Source organism: Pseudomonas sp. Pse79, from assembly GCF_024519615.1.
Lineage (GTDB): Bacteria > Pseudomonadota > Gammaproteobacteria > Pseudomonadales > Pseudomonadaceae > Aquipseudomonas > Aquipseudomonas veronii.
Map to the genome: position 1 here is coordinate 1 of NZ_JALJRR010000050.1, position 16,026 is coordinate 16,026.

Below are 16,026 nucleotides of genomic sequence, written 5' to 3' on the forward strand. Positions count from 1 at the left end.
TAAAGGATGTCCCCGGTCTCGTTTGTAAAGGATGTCTCCGTCTGTACACCCCGATGGCGGTGTGTCAGTTGCAGATTGCTCGACTGATACACCGCCATCGGGGGCAAGCACCCTCCCACAGGGGATCTCATTTCAATCCAGCAAGCGGGTGATGGCCCGCACGATCATCTCGACCTCCTTGGCCTCCAGGGTCAGCGGCGGCAGCAGGCGAATCACCTTGCCCCGCGTCACGTTGATCAACAACCCATGTTCCTCGGCGGCGCGCAGGGCCAGCTCGCGACACGGGTCTGCCAGCTCGATGCCGATCATCAAGCCCTTGCCGCGAATCGCCAAGACCTGCGGGTGCTCATCCAACTCCACCCGTAAGCGGGCCAACAAGCGCTCGCCCTGTTGCGCGGCATTCTGCAGCAGGCCTTGTTCTTCAATGATCTCCAGCACGGTGTAACCCACCCGGCAGGCCAATGGGTTACCGCCGAACGTGCTGCCGTGGCTGCCCGGAGTGAACAAGTCGGCCGCCACGTTCCTGGCCAGGCAGGCACCGATGGGCACGCCGTTGCCGAGGCCTTTGGCCAGGGTCATCACGTCCGGCACGATGCCCTCGTGTTGGAAGGCAAACCAGGCACCGGTGCGGCCGATGCCGGTCTGGATTTCATCGAGCATCATCAGCCAGCCGTGGCGCGTGCAGTGAGCGCGCAGGGCTTTCAGGTAACCCGGCGGCGCCACTTGCACCCCGCTTTCGCCCTGGATCGGTTCCAGCAAGACCGCTGCGATGCGCGTGCCGAACGTTTGCGTGATCGCCTCCAGCGCCGCCAGGTCGCCGAAGCCGACTTTGAGAAAATCCCCCGGCAAGCGCTGGAACCCCAGGCGTACCGAAGGCCCGTCGCTGGCCGCCATGGTGCCCAGCGTGCGGCCGTGGAAGGCGTTTTCCATCACCACCACCAACGGCGCCTCGATGCCTTTTTTCCAGCCGTGCAGCCGCGCCAGTTTTAGCGCGGTCTCGTTGGCTTCGGCGCCGGAGTTGTTGAAAAACGCACGATCGAGGCCCGACAGTTGGGTCAGACGCAGGGCCAAACGTTGTTGCCAATCGATGCTGTAGAGGTTGGAGGTGTGCAACAGCAACCCGGCCTGTTCGCTGATGGCTGTCACCAGTTTCGGATGGGAGTGTCCGACGTTGGTCACGGCCACGCCTGCCACGGCGTCCAGGTATTCGCGCCCCTGCTGGTCCCACAGGCGCGTGCCCAGGCCACGCGCAAAGCTCAAGGCCAAGGGTTGGTAAGTGGTCATCAGGCAAGCGGCGGTCATGGTGGCAAGCTCCAGTGCTGGGTTGGGATGGGTCCAGTATCGTTAGCCACCCAAGCTGGATAAACTGTGCTTTTCTGCAATGACTTTAAACCAGGGCTTGATAATGGATCTGTTCCAGGCGATGTCGGTGTATGTGAAAGTGGTCGAGACCGGCAGCATGACCGCCGCGGCCCATGCCAGTGGGATGTCGACCACCATGGTCGGCAACCATTTGCGCGCCCTGGAGCAACGCCTGGGGGTCAGCCTGCTCAAGCGCACCACGCGCAAGCAAAGCCTCACGGAATTCGGCGGGCAGTATTACCAGCGCTGCCTGGAAGTGCTGGGGCTGGTGGCCGACTCCGAGCAATTGGCCGAGCAGGCCCACAGCGACGTGCCCAAGGGCACCCTGCGCATCACCGCCCCGCCCGCCTTCGGCACCGAACGCCTGGCGCCGGCCTTGAGCGAATTTTCCCAACGTTACCCGCTGATCAAGCTGTACGTGGTGCTCAGCAATCAACGCATGGACCTGGTCGACAGCGGCTTCGACGTGGCCATCCGCCTGGGCGAGCTGGAACCCTCAAGCCTGATCGCCCGGCCCCTGCAGGACTACACCATCACCCTGTGCGCCGCGCCGGATTACCTGGCGCGACGCGGCACGCCGCAAACGCCCGAGGATCTGCAACAACACGACTGCCTGGCCTTCGCCTACCCATCCGGCGACGATTGGCGTAACGCCGACAAACTGTGGCGCATGAGCGACGCGGACGGCGAAGTGGAGATTCCGGTGTCCGGCTCGCTGACCATCAACAGCTCGCAAGCCCTGCGCCAGGCGGCAGTGCAAGGCATGGGCATCGTCATGCTGCCCGATGCCCTGGTGCAGCCCGACCTGCAGAGCGGGAAGCTGGTGGCCTTGCTGACCGCCTATCAACTGCCCCGCCGCCCCATGCATTTGCTGTACGGCCAAGATCGTTACCGCCTGCCTAAACTGCGGGCGTTCGTGGATTTTGCCCTGGAGAAATGGGCGCGCTAAAAGCCCACGCCCAATTCACGCAGACGCTCAGCGGTGCGCTCGGCGCAAACGTGGTGAATGCCTTGCCAGCCCAGCGCGATAGCCGCGTCGATATTGCCCGCGACATCATCGATGAACACCACTTCGGCAGGCTGGATATCCGGCAGATGAGCACGCACCTGGCCGAGGCTGGCGTGATAGATCGCGGCATCGGGCTTGATCACCTTCAACTCGCCGGAGACCACGATATCGCGAAAACACTGCAGGAACGGGTAGTTGGCCCGCGCATAGGGGAACGTCTCGGCCGACCAATTGGTGAGCCCGAACAGCGGCACGTCGGCCTGATGCAGCGCCTTGAGAATGGCCACGCCCTCGGGCAACGGCCCGCGCAGCATTTCATGCCAGCGGTCGTAGTAGGCCGTGATCAAGGTTTCGTGCTGGGGATATTGCGCGACCAGGCTGCGCGTCGCCTCGGCCAGGGTGCGACCGGCGTCTTGCTCGGTGTTCCAGGCCTGGGTGCAGATGTTGTCGAGGAACCATTGCCGCTCCTCTTCATCGGCGATCAGCTGGCGGTACAGGTGCTGCGGGCTCCAATCGAACAGGACACCGCCAAAATCAAAAACGACTGCACGAATCGTCATCAGATCCTCCGTTAGCGTGAGTTGATAGCGGATGGAGTCTGGCAGATCGCGATGGCTTTACACACAACGAATGTGGGAGCGGGCTTGCTCGCGATGGCGGTTTGTCAGTGCCGGAAGTTTCGGCTGACCCACTGCAATCGCGGGCAAGCCCGCTCCCACATGTTTTTCGAGCGTGTTTAGGCTTGGACCAGACCGTTGATCTTCACGGTCGGATTCACGTCAGCCTCGTAGTCCACGCCGTCGATCTCAAAGCCGAACAAGCGCAGGAACTCAGCCTTGTAGCCGGCAAAATCGCTGATCTCGTTGACGTTGTCGTCGGTGACCTGATTCCACAGCGCAGCCACGGCGTCCTGGACTTTCGGTTGCAGCTCGGCCAGGTCGGCACGCAGGCGGCCGTCGGCGTCGAGCTTCGGCTCGCGGCCGTACAGGCTGTCCTTGAACAGGCCATAGACCTGCTCGATGCAACCTTCGTGAGTACCCTGCTCTTTCATCACTTTGAACAGCAACGACAGGTACAGCGGCATGATCGGGATCGCCGAGCTGGCCTGGGTGACCACAGCCTTGAGCACCGACACGCGGGCGTCGCCCTTCAGTGCGGCCAGGTTGTCGCGCAGGGTCAGGACTTTCTTGTCCAGGTCCTTCTTGGCTTCGCCGATGGAGCCGTTCCAGTAGATATCCTGGGTCAACTTCTCGCCGAGGTAGGTGAACGCCGTGGTCTTGGCGCCTTCGGCCAGCACGTCCGCTTCACGCAGGGCGTCGATCCACAGCTGCCAGTCTTCGCCGCCCATGACTTTCACGGTGCCGTCGATTTCTTCCTGGGTGGCCGGCTCAAGGGTGGTGTCGACGACAACGCCCTTGTCGGTGTTGATCCCGCGCAGGGTCACGGCCTTGCCGATCGGCTTGAGCGTGGAGTTGTGCACCACGCCCTGCGGGTCGGTGCGGCGTGGCGCGGCCAGGCTATAGACCACCAGGTCGATCTTGCCCAGGTCTTTCTTGATGGTCTCGATGGTCAGGCGCTTGATCTCGTCAGAGAACGCGTCGCCGTTGATGCTCTTGGCGTACAGGCCTTTTTCGACGGCAAACTTCTCGAACGCGGCGCTGTTGTACCAGCCGGCGGAGCTCAGCTTGCCTTCTTCGCCTTCTTTCTCAAAAAACACGCCCAGGGTATCGGCGCCGCAGCCAAACGCAGCACTGATGCGCGCGGCCAGACCGTAACCGGTGGAAGCACCGAGGACCAGCACCTTTTTCGGGCCGCCTTCGATGACGCCGTGTTGGGTGACGTAGTCGATCTGTTCCTTGACGTTCGCTTCACAGCCAACAGGGTGAGCGGTCACACAGATAAAGCCACGAACCCGCGGTTTGATGATCATAAAATTTCTGCCTCTTCCAAGGTGCCGAAGGCCAATGGTGGCCATTCAACGTAATCGTACCGGTCTATGACGTCCAAAAAACCGAAGCGTCACGATAGTCGCAAATCTTCTGTTTACAAAATCCAATCCCAAACTCGCCGCGCAAGCCGCGCCGCGGGTTAAAAACTGTGTCAGTTCTTCACAATTTCGCAATATTTAAAACGCCCATCGTCCTGAGAACGTCTTATCATGACGAGATTGTTTCGATATGTTTCGCAACCCCACCACTCGCAGCCACGCATCTGGACCTGTCGAATGGAGTCCAGCTGGAGCTGAGTTTCATGAGTAAATCTGCGTTACGCAAAAAAGCCGTGTCGTTCGCCTGGGCATTCGGCGTCCTGCTGATTATCTACCTCTTTCCCCTGACCACCGTGGTGTTCCTCGGCCTCGTGCTGGTCTGCGGTATCTATGATTTCCTGCGTAACGGCCTGTATGACCGCGACACCTTCAAGAAATATTTCATCGGCAGCGGCCGCAATACCTGGCTGCTGGCACCGTTCAACACCCTGTTCGACCTGCTGAGCAGCCGCAACCGCCACGTCTACACGATGCGAGACCTGCCGCCCGCCTGGCGTGAAGACCTGCAACAGGTGATCGACGACGCCATGGCCCACAAGGATGAAATCATCGGCTACCTGGACGAACGCATGGCCGAGAAGAAACGCGGCATGCTGTTTTTCCAATGGTACGGCCGGCCGATCGAAACCACCCTGGACATCCCGGAACTGCGCAAGAAATTGCCGTTCGTGAAGACCATCGGCGTGTCGGTGTTCAACGAAAACCGTTCGACCTCCTTCCACTTCGGCCCCCTGCGCATGATGTTCCGGGTGCTCTATAACATGGCGCCGGCGCCTCACCATGAGGGCGTGTACATCCAGGTGGGCAAACACAAGCATTACTGGCACGACGACCCACTGTTTATCTTCGATGACACGCTGATGCATGCGTCCTTCAACAAGAACGATGCCAAGCGCTACTGCCTGTTCATTGATATCGTGCGGCCGACCGCGTTGCCCGCCGTCCTCAATGCCGTGATCACAGGGTTTGCCGGCCTGGTGTTCACGCTGCGTCGGGTTTTCTACAAAAACTGGAAGCTGATCCAGTAGGTTCTGCGGCATGATGGGGCTGGACAGTATTTGCGTAGCGCCTGCGGGCCAGCGAAAATAGCCGTCTCGTGCGACCGTATCCGGCGCCCATTCTTCTCAAGTCATCGCCCCCATGACGGGCGCGGTGGCTGTGCTTTCAAGGAATCAGAATGCCCCAACGTCAAGTCATCAATGCCTCCGTCAGCCCCAAGGGCAGCCTCGAAACACTCTCCCAGCGTGAAGTCCAGCAACTGAGCGAAGCCGGCTCCGGCAGCATCTATACCCTGTTCCGCCAGTGCGCCCTGGCCATCCTCAACACCGGCGCGCACATCGACAACGCCAAAACCATCCTCGACGCCTATAAAGACTTTGAAGTGCGTATCCACCAGCAGGATCGCGGCGTGCGCCTGGAACTGCTGAACGCCCCGGCCGACGCCTTCGTCGATGGCGAAATGATCGCCAGTACCCGCGAAATGCTGTTCAGCGCCCTGCGCGACATCGTCTACACCGAGAACGAACTGGACAGCCAGCGCATCGACCTGAGCAACTCCCAGGGCATCACCGACTACGTGTTCCACCTGTTGCGCAACGCGCGCACGCTGCGCCCGGGTGTCGAGCCGAAGATCGTGGTGTGCTGGGGCGGGCACTCGATCAACACCGAAGAATACAAATACACCAAGAAAGTCGGCCACGAACTGGGCCTGCGCAGCCTCGACGTCTGCACCGGCTGCGGCCCCGGCGTGATGAAAGGCCCGATGAAGGGCGCGACCATTTCCCACGCCAAGCAACGCATCAACGGCGGGCGCTATCTGGGCCTGACCGAGCCGGGCATCATCGCTGCGGAAGCACCGAACCCGATCGTCAATGAGCTGGTGATCCTGCCGGACATCGAGAAGCGCCTGGAAGCCTTCGTGCGCGTCGGCCACGGCATCATCATCTTCCCGGGCGGCGCCGGCACGGCGGAAGAGTTCCTCTACCTGCTGGGCATCCTGATGCACCCGGACAACCGCGGCCTGCCGTTCCCGGTCATCCTCACCGGGCCAAAGCACGCCGCACCGTACCTGCAACAGTTGCACGCATTCGTCGGCGCCACCCTCGGCGAGGCCGCGCAGGCGCACTACCAGATCATCATCGACGATCCGGCCGAAGTGGCCCGCCAGATGACCGCCGGGCTCAAGGCCGTCAAGCAGTTCCGCCGCGAGCGTAACGATGCGTTCCACTTCAACTGGCTGTTGAAGATCGACGAAGGCTTCCAGCGCCCGTTCGACCCGACCCACGAAAACATGGCCAGCCTGCAACTGAACCACGCGCTGCCACCCCATGAACTGGCAGCCAACCTGCGTCGCGCGTTCTCGGGGATTGTGGCGGGCAACGTCAAGGACAAGGGCATTCGCCTGATCGAGCAGAACGGCCCTTACCAGATCCATGGCGACCCGGCCATCATGAAGCCGCTGGATGAACTGCTGCAGGCGTTCGTCGCCCAGCACCGCATGAAGTTGCCGGGTGGCGCGGCATATGTGCCGTGCTACCGCGTGGTGCAATAAGTCAGCACACATGCTGTAGCGCTTTAACCTTGTGTTCAGGCTTGTCGGCGGGAGACGTCGGGCTATCGTTTTTACGAAGCCCGACTGACCCACACCGAGGAGCGACCTATGGACCAACGGATCTTGTTCTCCCAGACGCCTTACCCTAAGGTAAGGAGCATCACGATGGAGACCTTCAATATGGCGACCGCCACGCTGACTTCAAAAGGACAAATCACCATCCCCGTCCAGGTCAGGACAGCCCTGGGCCTGGAAACGGGAGACCGGGTTGAATTCGTCGAAATGGAAGACGGCAAATTTTCCATTATTGCCGCGAGCAAAACCGTTCACGACCTCAAGGGGCTGATCCGCAAGCCTGCCCAGGCCATTTCCATCGAGGACATGAACCGCGCGATTGCGGCACAGGGAGCGAAAGCCCGATGATCGGCCTGGATACCAATGTGCTGGTGCGCTATGTCACCCAGGATGATCCGGTCCAATCCGCCAAGGCATCCGAGCTGATCGAATCCCTCACCACCCTGTCGCCAGGCTTTGTCAGCCTGGTGTCGGTGGTGGAGTTGGTATGGGTGTTACAAAGTTGCTACCAATCAGCCAAGAGCGATGTGGTGGCGGTACTGGAAACGCTGCTGCGAACCCGTGAATTGATCGTCGAGCATGCCGAGATCATCTGGCAGGCGCTCCGGCGGTTTTCGGCGAACAAAGCCGATTTCGCCGACTGTCTGATAGCGCGCTGCGCCCACGCAGCCGGCTGCGAGTACACCGCCACCTTTGACCTCGATGCGGCCAAGGCTGCGGGCATGAAGCGACTGGCCTGAGCGGGGTTCAGCGAACCCAGCCACCATGCTGCCAGTGGTAACCGTCATTTCGTTGCACCCAATGCGGATGCACATAACGGTAGCCCTCGCGCACCGGCTCCCAATGGCCGTGTACCGCCACATAACGTCCACCGTCCCAACGCCAGTACCCGCGTGACCATACATAACCTTCGCGCACCGCCGGCTCGACTTCGATCACTTGCATCGGCGGCGGTTGTGGCGCGACCACTTCCACATACTCACGTTCTACCGGTCGACGCTCATGCACGACACGCTCTTGCACACACCCGGACGCCGCGACGACCATGGCCGCCAATGCTGCATAACGTAGCAACATACAAACCCCTCGGGCGCTAACGCCCCACACCTGCCTCAGTAAAAAATCCCCCCTTGTTCCAGCCGCGCTCCTGCAAGGCCTGGGTACTTTTTAACAGGTGGTGTCTGTCGGGTTGCTGAACCTGCCGACAGTGCATCCCGAGGAACAGACAGAAGGCCGGGGCGCTATTTGAACGCTCAAATCGGGCCAAAGCGCTCCAGCACAGCCTCGACAAAACGCCGCAACTTGGCGGTACGCTGGCGGTTGGCGGTGTAGACCAAATGCATGGGCCGGCTCGGCGCGTCAAAGTCCGGCAGCACTCGCACCAACTCACCCCTGGCCAGGGCCGGGCGCAGAAAATCTTCCGGGCCGAGCACAATGCCAAACCCATCCAGCGCGGCCGACATCAAGGCCCTGCTTTCGTTGATCTGCAAACGGCTGGCAACCTGCACGGTGTGCGGGACCGAGCCCTGGTAGAACACCCATTCGCGATCCGCCGGGCGTGACCAGAAGGCGTAGCCCAGGCATTCATGCTGTTGAAGGTCCGCCGGCCACAGCGGTGTGCCTCGTGCCGCCAGGTAGGCCGGCGCCGCACAGACCACCAGACGATACGGCGCCAGGGGCCTGGCGGTCAGCCCCGTGATCGCCGGGGGGCCAATGCGGAAGGCGGCTTCGTAGCCTTCCTCCACCAGGTCGACAAAACGATCGGTGAGGTGCAGGTCGATGTTCACATCGGGGTTGTCACGCAAAAACGCGGTCACCAAGGGCATCAGGCTATAGGAGCCGAAGGTCACCGGAGCGGTGATTTTCAGCGTGCCGCGTGGGGTGTCATTCATGATCTGCGCCAGGGAATCGGCGGCCTCAGCCTCCGTCAGGATATGCTTGCAACGCTCGTAGTAAGCGCTACCCAACTCCGTCAGGCTTTGTCGGCGCGTGGTGCGATTGAGCAAGCGCGCACCCAGGCGCTGCTCCAGCGCCGTGACATGCTTGGCCACCATCTGTGCCGACATATTCAAACGCTCGGCGGCTCGCGCATACGAGCCCAACTCGGCGGCGACCACAAAGGCATTCATGCTCGAAAGACGGTCCATCATTCCCAACTCCCAGTAACGACACTCACGCCAATACGCTCGTTTATCACCCCGTGATTGTTAATCATCATAACCGCTCCCCTACTTTGCAGGAGCAAGGCCATGAAGATTGGCGTGATTGGAGCAGGTTTCATCGGACGCGCGGTGGCCCAACTGGCGCTGGCGGCCGGTCACGAAGTGATGTTGAGCAACTCCCGCGGCCCGCAGTCCATGAGCAGCGTACTCAGCGGCATCTGGGGCGTTAAAGTGGGCAGCGCGCAAGACGCAGCCAGATTTGGCGACGTGGTCCTCGTGGCGATCCCCCTGGAACATTACCGCAGCGTGCCCGCGCAGTGGCTGGAAGGCAAAACAGTGATGGACGCCAACAATTACTACCCCGAGCGCGACGGGCATATCCCTGAATTGGACCGTTTTGAAACCACCACCAGCCGGCTGCTCGCCGAGCATTTGCCGCATTCCCATGTGGTGAAGGTATTCAACGCAATCTTTGCACCGGACCTGACGCGGGACGCCCGCCCTCACGGCGCACCCGACCGCCGCGCACTGCCGGTGGCGGCGGATGACGCCGCGGCGAAAGCGCAAGTGATCGAGTTACTCGACGAACTCGGTTTCGACGCCGTGGATGCCGGTGGGCTGGATGAAAGCTGGCGCTTCGAGCGGGCCAAACCGGCCTATTGCGTTGTGCTGGACCGAGCCGGCTTGACGGCGGCGCTGGCGGCAGCCGAACGAACGGTTGAACTGCCTGCGGTGGAGCGCACCCACCCCCGCGCATAAACACGCGCCCACAAAAAGCCCGCTGAGCGTTATTGGCTCAGCGGGCTTTTTTTGACCGATCGGCCCCAGTCTCAGGGCCAGGTCTTACAGCGCCAGATCAGACGCCGGTTTGCTCGGCTCAGCCGCAGGCTTGGCAGCCTCGGTGGCCTTGGGAGCGGTCATCTGCGGAATCGCTGGTGGTGGAGTCAGTTGCAGGATACCGGCGGTGTAGGCCCATTCCTTGGCAACAGCCTCAGGACTGTCGTTCAGCTTGGTGCCGTAGCTTGGCACGATCTGATGCAGTTTTTCCTGCCAGGCCGGAGTCGCGACCTTGTCCTTGAACACTTTCTGCAGCACGGTCAGCATGATCGGCGCCGCGGTCGACGCGCCTGGCGATGCACCCAACAGGCCGGCGATGGTGTTGTCGGCGGAGCTGACCACTTCGGTGCCGAGTTTCAGCACGCCGCCCTGCTCTTCGTCACGCTTGATGATCTGCACACGCTGGCCGGCTTGCCACAGGCGCCAGTCGGACTGCTTGGCGTTCGGGAAGTACTCTTGCAGTGCCTTGAAGCGGTCGTCATCCGACAGCATCAGTTGCCCGGCGAGGTACTCGACCAGCGGGTATTCGCGAATACCGACTTTGGTCATCGGCCAGATGTTGTGGGTAGTGGTGCTGGTCAGCAGGTCCAGGTACGAGCCTTCTTTCAGGAACTTGGTCGAGAAGGTCGCGAACGGGCCAAACAGAATCACGCGCTTGCCATCCAGCACGCGGGTGTCCAGGTGCGGCACCGACATCGGCGGCGCGCCCACCGAAGCTTTACCGTAGGCCTTGGCCAGGTGCTGCTCGGCGATGGTTGGGTTATCGGTCACCAAGAACGAACCACCCACCGGGAAGCCCGCGTATTCCTTGGCTTCAGGAATGCCCGACTTTTGCAGCAGGTGCAGGGCACCGCCGCCGGCGCCGATGAACACGAACTTGGCGTCGGTTTCGGTTTTGCTGCCATCTTTCAGGTTTTTGTAGCTGACACGCCACGAACCGTCGGCGTTCTTGGTGATGTCCTGCACTTCGCTCGACAGTTTCAGGTCGAACTTAGGCGTGGTTTGCAGGTGAGCGACGAACTGGCGGGTGATCTCGCCGAAGTTCATGTCCGTACCCAGCGGGCTCCAGGTGGCCGCGATTTTCTGGTTCGGGTCACGCCCTTCCATCATCAGCGGAACCCACTTGGCGATCTGCGCCGGGTCTTCGGAATACTGCATGCCAGCGAACAGCGGGCTCGCCTGCAAGGCTTCGTAACGCTTTTTCAGGAACTTGATGTTGTCATCGCCCCACACAAAGCTCATGTGCGGTGTGGAGTTGATGAACGAACGCGGGTTCTTCAGCACGCCCTGCTGGACCTGCCAGGACCAGAACTGACGGGAGATCTGGAACGCTTCGTTGATTTCGACCGCTTTCGGGATCTCAACGTTACCGTTCTTGTCTTCTGGGGTGTAGTTCAACTCGGCGAGGGCCGAGTGACCGGTACCGGCGTTGTTCCAGCCGTTGGAGCTTTCTTCGGCGACGCCGTCGAGGCGCTCGACCATTTCCATCGACCAGCCCGGCTCCAGCTCGTTGAGCCAGACACCCAGGGTCGCACTCATGATGCCGCCGCCGATCAGCAGTACATCGACTTTCTTTGCCTCTTCCGCATGAACGGACGTGATCCCCATCGACAAAGCCAGCCCCAGCAGGGCCGTGTTTACTTTCTTAAACATCAGTAGCACCTATGATAAAACGCCATCCGCCCCACTGCCTCTGAGCCCGGGCAACCCTCAATCACGCGGCGTCAGGCAACGCAGCGCCGGGTTTGCACATTCACTCAAAGACCGCAGGGTGGGCACACAAGGCCGACGTATCGACCTCACTTTTATGTCCCTTCTGCGCTGACTTCTTATCATTATTGGCTTCAGCTACCTGGGCGACAGCCAGCCGCCGGGACGTATACGGGTGTACGTTCCGGAGAAAGACTAGACCAAGATGGCGCGCAGAATATCACGCCAACCGGCGATCATGCGCTGTTTGGCTAATTGACAGCTCTAAAATAGGCGTTTTGGCAAGACTGATCGGGGTGAGTGTCAAGCCTGACAGACGCGACGTGAAGTCACAGGCATGGCTATTTGATAGCGTGCAGCCTCACGCGTCGGAGCCCCTCATGTGGGAGGGGGCTTGCTCCCGATAGCGGCGGTTCAATCAACACATCCCTGACTGCCCCACTGCCCCATCAGTCATCATGCAACAACCCAGAACCATACTCACCATAACTACTACCCAGCCCACTGCCGCCAAAATTCATCTTGGCGGCCTTGTTCGGGCTGTGGTCACCAAACGCCTGGCATCCCCCTGCAAAACAAGGGTCGCGACTCACGCCCGACGAATCCGACGAACAAGCGCTCAACAGCAACGCGCCGGCGATCATCACGACTTTGACAAGGTTCGAGATCATTTTTTCAGTTCCCTGTGGGTTCGGGGGTTTCCCATAGAGATGATCGTAGGCCTCAACGGCACAGGGAATGATGAAACTTCGCCAGAAGACAGAATGGGTTCAGGTTGCCGCCTTGGGCTAAGGCGGCAGAGGTCGATTGTCAGGCTGTAGCCGGGCTGATGACACGAGCGACTTGGTCATGGGCCCGATCAACGAGTAGCGCGCTCAGGTCGATCAGTTGCTGAATGCCCAAGACAATGGAGCGCTGGGACTCGTCGAGGTTGAAAGCCACGGTAGCGGCCATTTCGCTGGCGGACGCGAGATTTTCGGAAGCGTTGGCCAGGAGGGTTTCGGTGTCTATGTCGGGGCTGACGAGGAATAGGTTGTGGGTTGGGTGTTCGAGCGGTGATTCGTCTTCAGAGGGTGGCAAGTAATGAGGAATCGCTCGTTGAGCCGCAGCATGAAGCTTGGCGTCAGCGGGTAAAGCGTTTGAAGCATAAGGCGGATTAGGTGTGACCTTGTACATGGCGAAGCTCCTTTAGCGTTTCAGGAACTGCCCATCTCACTTCCACATGAGGGTGGCAGCTGTACGCAGGTGTGGAAGACCAGGGCTAAAGGACCCGGCGCACCGAAGTGCCCCGCGCACAGCCGCCATAACGCAATCATACAGACGTAAAAAAACGTCGGTAGGTGTTTATGGGCGATTGAGCGCCTTCAGCTTGATCGGACTTCCACATCCGGCCACTGGGTTGGCAGCGGCTTGAAGAGGTTAGTTATGAGAGGTCTGAGGGGCAAGCTGAGAAAAGTGTGGGATATTTCCCGGCAACGCCCCCCGCTCGAAGTGGTGAAGGTCACGGAATACACCTCCCCGGCACCTAAGAAACATCCCCGATAAACTGCGCCATTCGCCTCGTTGACTCAGATTGCCAATGTCCCTACAGACAGCTCCACTTTCCCGCCGTTTCTCTGTCGCGCCGATGATGGATTGGAACTACTGAACCAAAGAGCCTTTAAAACAAAGGCCTACAGCTGATTTATCTTTATCTCGTACCATTTATGTACCATTGGGCCCATACCTCCGACCTGACTAGCCGCCATAGGCATCAGGCAGATAACGGCCAGAAGCGGACCATCTCCTGACCGCTTCTAGCCCGAAGGAATTAATTGCGCACTACTTTCGGCCAAATAGAGTTTGGCGAAGCCCAGCTCTTTTACACCGCTGCCTTTTTTCTACGGAATTGTAGAATCGACCTGTCAGGGGCAAATTTTATCTAGTTCCAGCGATGGAGCGAGCGATTTATTAGGCGCACGCTGCAAGAACCGCAGAAACTGTTGCATCAATTTTAGTCTCGGCCTCTTTTGTGCGAAAACTCGCTCTTTTCGTGCGTTCCTGCTTCCTGAGATAGCCGGTGCCTTTATATGGATTTATCAAGGTTAGACCTGTGTAGCTAGCAGCAAGTTTTTGAATCTCCTGGTTCAGCCAACGTTCCATTTCATTGATGCGATCAATCGAAACTCTGCGCTCCTCAGGATTTTCTGAGTATGAGTCAAAGTGCTCAAAGACATAGGTATAATCACGAGTTTCATGAGCTATGATTTTGTTTCTTATTTGGCTATGAATTTCATTGTAAGAAAAGTGATTTCCACAGCGAGATATGAGGGGATTGCAACCCTCTCTGTTATCGCCTACCTTTCCTACATATAGGTCTATATGATCATTAGACTTTGCCACAACAACGTACACAGCATATTTTCGCTTCAAGCTTTCTGGGTGAATGTGAAATGTATGCGGCATATATTTGCTCTGCCCCTTACCAAATGAACAATAAATATCTGATCAAAGTTTGCGAGGCATAAGCACAGCCAGCTGTTTGTGCCCGCACAGCCAATTATCCAGTTTTACTTTCCTAGCAGCCTTGAAAATAGGCTTTTCATTGGCAATTCTGGCACGGAAATAATTTTGCGGTTACTTACTGTAGGCACTGAAATATCAATAGGATCAATTGTCATTTCTTTGATTTTATTCAAAATAAATTCTTTGTGCTTGACATCATCGCCCCCCCCAATTTCAATGTTAGAGTAACCAGTCAAGGTTAAGCCAACTTTTGTTCCTGGAAATAAAAACAAAGACCAAAGACTTGAATTGCCAGGCCAATTTCTTTCAAATAAGACATTGGGTGGGCCAGGCCATTTGCTTGGCTCACCATTTACGCAGCGGCCAGACCAGTTAAAGTGCAGGGTAATTTCATTTTTACAGTCGCTTCCACCGCCATGCTTTTCGGTGTGGAAGTTAGCTTGCTGGTAACCATCCTTGCTCCAGGTTTGCCCGCTTACTACTTTTTTGTAAGCGTTATATATATCTGTCCTGTGGTACAAAATCATCTTCAACCCCTTGGAAAATCGATAAGCCAACCATTAAACAGACAGTGCAAGTGGCGCGTTTTTCCGCCATTTATGTTTGACAGCGTTCCTTATTCATGCATAACACATTGACCAGCTGGAGTGATGTGTTAGCAAACGCGACATTTGACAGGAAACGTAAGATGACATGCACTCTATGCACATTACTGAGTCGCGAGCAGACTGTCCACGGTCCGCTTCGGGTCGATTTCTGCCTGTCACGTTGGGCAGAAATCGACCCTTAGCTGCCGCTCGTGGAGGGCAGCAAACGGCCATTGAACTGGCTGATGGCCCCCAAAAAAAGCGGGTACAGGACCGCTCAATGCTTGCCCAAGCAGAGGGGGACTATGACGAAAGTCTTAGTCCTCAGACGCGACTTCCTACTAGAGATAGCCTTCGAACACCACTTAGGTGTTGAGAAACCAACATGATGATAAATCCTCAGCTGGACAACAAAGTCATTTCTACTCAGATCCAAATCGCTGAAGAAATGCTACAGGTTGCGCGTAACGAGCTCGAATATGAGCGGGTGCAGATGGTTAACGCGCTGGGTGGGGAGAAGCGAGCCAAGGCTTTCATCGAATTTCTTGAGCGGACTGATGAACGTCGAAGCGCCCTATACCCGTTCAACCAAGTCCGTGATGCCTACCTTTCGGCCGGTTTTGGCGGAGTTCAAGCAGGCGAGCTTGAGAGGCATAGGGAATATCTCAACTATGTGATTTCTTATGCTCGAGGAAAAGAAGGTGACGTACGGAAATTAGAAGAAATGGTGGCGCTGCTGGAGAAAGACATCAGCCAATTGAAAACCGTTGAAGATTATGGATTTTGCGGGATCCTGCAATTTATGGCAGTCAAAAACATATGGTGGGGGCAGAGCGCATTATGCAACCCATCCCATTATGGTTACCTACCACAAAGCTTCAGTCAGCTCAGCGGAAGGTAATGAACGCCAATCTGACGTCTAGCCTGAATGATCGCGGGCCGCTCACTGTCCTCTAGGAGTGTCATTCCTGGAGTGGCCGGTCATCCGTAGATGAGCGCAAAGCCATCGCTAATTGTCGAAAGCTGCTTTCTACTAGCGGCAGCTTTGGGTCGACTGCTGCCGGTCAGGCGCAAAATCACCAGCTTTATCGGTGATGGATTGTGAACGAGCCCCATGAAAGACAGAACACCGTTTCCCCCTTACGATAAGGGATAGGCAAACGGTTATGTTTATGACTAAC

Annotated in this window: 17 protein-coding genes; 7 read left to right on the top strand and 10 right to left on the bottom strand. The window is 58.2% G+C overall.

The genetic code is table 11. From position 1 onward, the window contains the following. Positions 1–132: 132 nt before the first annotated feature. Positions 133–1,302, bottom strand: a complete 1,170-nt coding sequence (locus NR164_RS29880) for an aspartate aminotransferase family protein (protein ID WP_256823643.1) — start codon at positions 1,300–1,302, stop codon at positions 133–135. A gap of 103 nt (positions 1,303–1,405) precedes the next feature. Here NR164_RS29880 and NR164_RS29885 point away from each other — a divergent pair, with 103 nt between their 5' ends. Next, positions 1,406–2,311 carry a LysR family transcriptional regulator gene (locus tag NR164_RS29885; RefSeq protein ID WP_017848872.1) on the top strand — a complete coding sequence of 302 codons (906 nt, stop codon included), beginning with the start codon at positions 1,406–1,408 and terminating at the stop codon, positions 2,309–2,311. Here the strand turns inward: NR164_RS29885 and NR164_RS29890 are convergent. Both NR164_RS29890 and fabV read right to left on the bottom strand, forming a co-directional pair. Continuing rightward, on the bottom strand, positions 2,308–2,931 hold the full coding sequence (locus NR164_RS29890; protein ID WP_046384296.1) for an HAD family phosphatase: 624 nt from the start codon (positions 2,929–2,931) through the stop codon (positions 2,308–2,310). The two genes, NR164_RS29885 and NR164_RS29890, sit on opposite strands and share 4 nt — an antisense overlap. A gap of 176 nt (positions 2,932–3,107) precedes the next feature. After that, the gene (fabV, locus tag NR164_RS29895) at positions 3,108–4,301 is read right to left on the bottom strand and encodes an enoyl-ACP reductase FabV (protein ID WP_046384297.1); all 1,194 of its coding nucleotides are present in this window, start codon (positions 4,299–4,301) and stop codon (positions 3,108–3,110) included. Positions 4,302–4,621: 320 nt separating this feature from the next. On the opposite strand from fabV, the gene NR164_RS29900 reads away from it, so the two are divergent. The 4 genes from NR164_RS29900 to NR164_RS29915 all read left to right on the top strand — a co-directional run bounded on the left by NR164_RS29900 (position 4,622) and on the right by NR164_RS29915 (position 7,784). Further along, entirely contained in the window at positions 4,622–5,446 is an 825-nt protein-coding gene (locus tag NR164_RS29900; RefSeq protein ID WP_046384298.1) for an aspartyl/asparaginyl beta-hydroxylase domain-containing protein, read from the top strand. 149 nt (positions 5,447–5,595) lie between these two features. Then, positions 5,596–6,969, top strand: a complete 1,374-nt coding sequence (ppnN, locus tag NR164_RS29905; protein ID WP_046384299.1) for a nucleotide 5'-monophosphate nucleosidase PpnN — start codon at positions 5,596–5,598, stop codon at positions 6,967–6,969. Positions 6,970–7,134: 165 nt separating this feature from the next. Next, a complete protein-coding gene (locus NR164_RS29910; protein WP_026140263.1) occupies positions 7,135–7,392 on the top strand; it encodes an AbrB/MazE/SpoVT family DNA-binding domain-containing protein in 258 nt (85 codons plus the stop codon). Next, positions 7,389–7,784 (top strand): PIN domain-containing protein, encoded by a 396-nt coding sequence (locus NR164_RS29915; protein WP_057003768.1) that lies wholly within the window; start codon positions 7,389–7,391, stop codon positions 7,782–7,784. The genes NR164_RS29910 and NR164_RS29915 overlap by 4 nt, the downstream gene beginning before the upstream one ends. A 7-nt stretch (positions 7,785–7,791) precedes the next feature. Here NR164_RS29915 and NR164_RS29920 read toward each other — a convergent pair whose 3' ends face one another. Beyond that, a complete protein-coding gene (locus tag NR164_RS29920) occupies positions 7,792–8,121 on the bottom strand; it encodes a YXWGXW repeat-containing protein (RefSeq protein WP_046490468.1) in 330 nt (109 codons plus the stop codon). A gap of 176 nt (positions 8,122–8,297) precedes the next feature. Continuing rightward, positions 8,298–9,194: a LysR family transcriptional regulator gene (locus NR164_RS29925; protein ID WP_256823644.1), complete on the bottom strand. Its 897-nt coding sequence runs from the start codon at positions 9,192–9,194 to the stop codon at positions 8,298–8,300. A 99-nt stretch (positions 9,195–9,293) separates the two neighbouring features. Here NR164_RS29925 and NR164_RS29930 point away from each other — a divergent pair, with 99 nt between their 5' ends. After that, entirely contained in the window at positions 9,294–9,965 is a 672-nt protein-coding gene (locus NR164_RS29930) for an NADPH-dependent F420 reductase (protein WP_046384302.1), read from the top strand. An 84-nt stretch (positions 9,966–10,049) separates the two neighbouring features. On the opposite strand, the gene mqo is transcribed toward NR164_RS29930, so the two are convergent. From mqo to NR164_RS29955, 5 genes are all read right to left on the bottom strand, one after another. Beyond that, a complete protein-coding gene (mqo, locus tag NR164_RS29935) occupies positions 10,050–11,696 on the bottom strand; it encodes a malate dehydrogenase (quinone) (RefSeq protein ID WP_046384303.1) in 1,647 nt (548 codons plus the stop codon). A gap of 506 nt (positions 11,697–12,202) precedes the next feature. After that, complete coding sequence (locus tag NR164_RS29940) at positions 12,203–12,424, bottom strand: hypothetical protein (protein WP_057003769.1); 222 nt, start codon at positions 12,422–12,424, stop codon at positions 12,203–12,205. 139 nt (positions 12,425–12,563) lie between these two features. Next, on the bottom strand, positions 12,564–12,929 hold the full coding sequence (locus NR164_RS29945) for a DUF6124 family protein (protein ID WP_102618393.1): 366 nt from the start codon (positions 12,927–12,929) through the stop codon (positions 12,564–12,566). 774 nt (positions 12,930–13,703) lie between these two features. Further along, positions 13,704–14,198, bottom strand: coding sequence for a hypothetical protein (locus NR164_RS29950; protein WP_256823645.1), 495 nt, complete (start codon positions 14,196–14,198; stop codon positions 13,704–13,706). Between the two features lie 104 nt (positions 14,199–14,302). Then, entirely contained in the window at positions 14,303–14,785 is a 483-nt protein-coding gene (locus NR164_RS29955) for a hypothetical protein (protein ID WP_256823646.1), read from the bottom strand. Between the two features lie 445 nt (positions 14,786–15,230). Between NR164_RS29955 and NR164_RS29960 the strand changes: the two genes are divergently transcribed. Beyond that, positions 15,231–15,746: a hypothetical protein gene (locus NR164_RS29960; RefSeq protein WP_256823647.1), complete on the top strand. Its 516-nt coding sequence runs from the start codon at positions 15,231–15,233 to the stop codon at positions 15,744–15,746. Positions 15,747–16,026 lie beyond the last annotated feature (280 nt).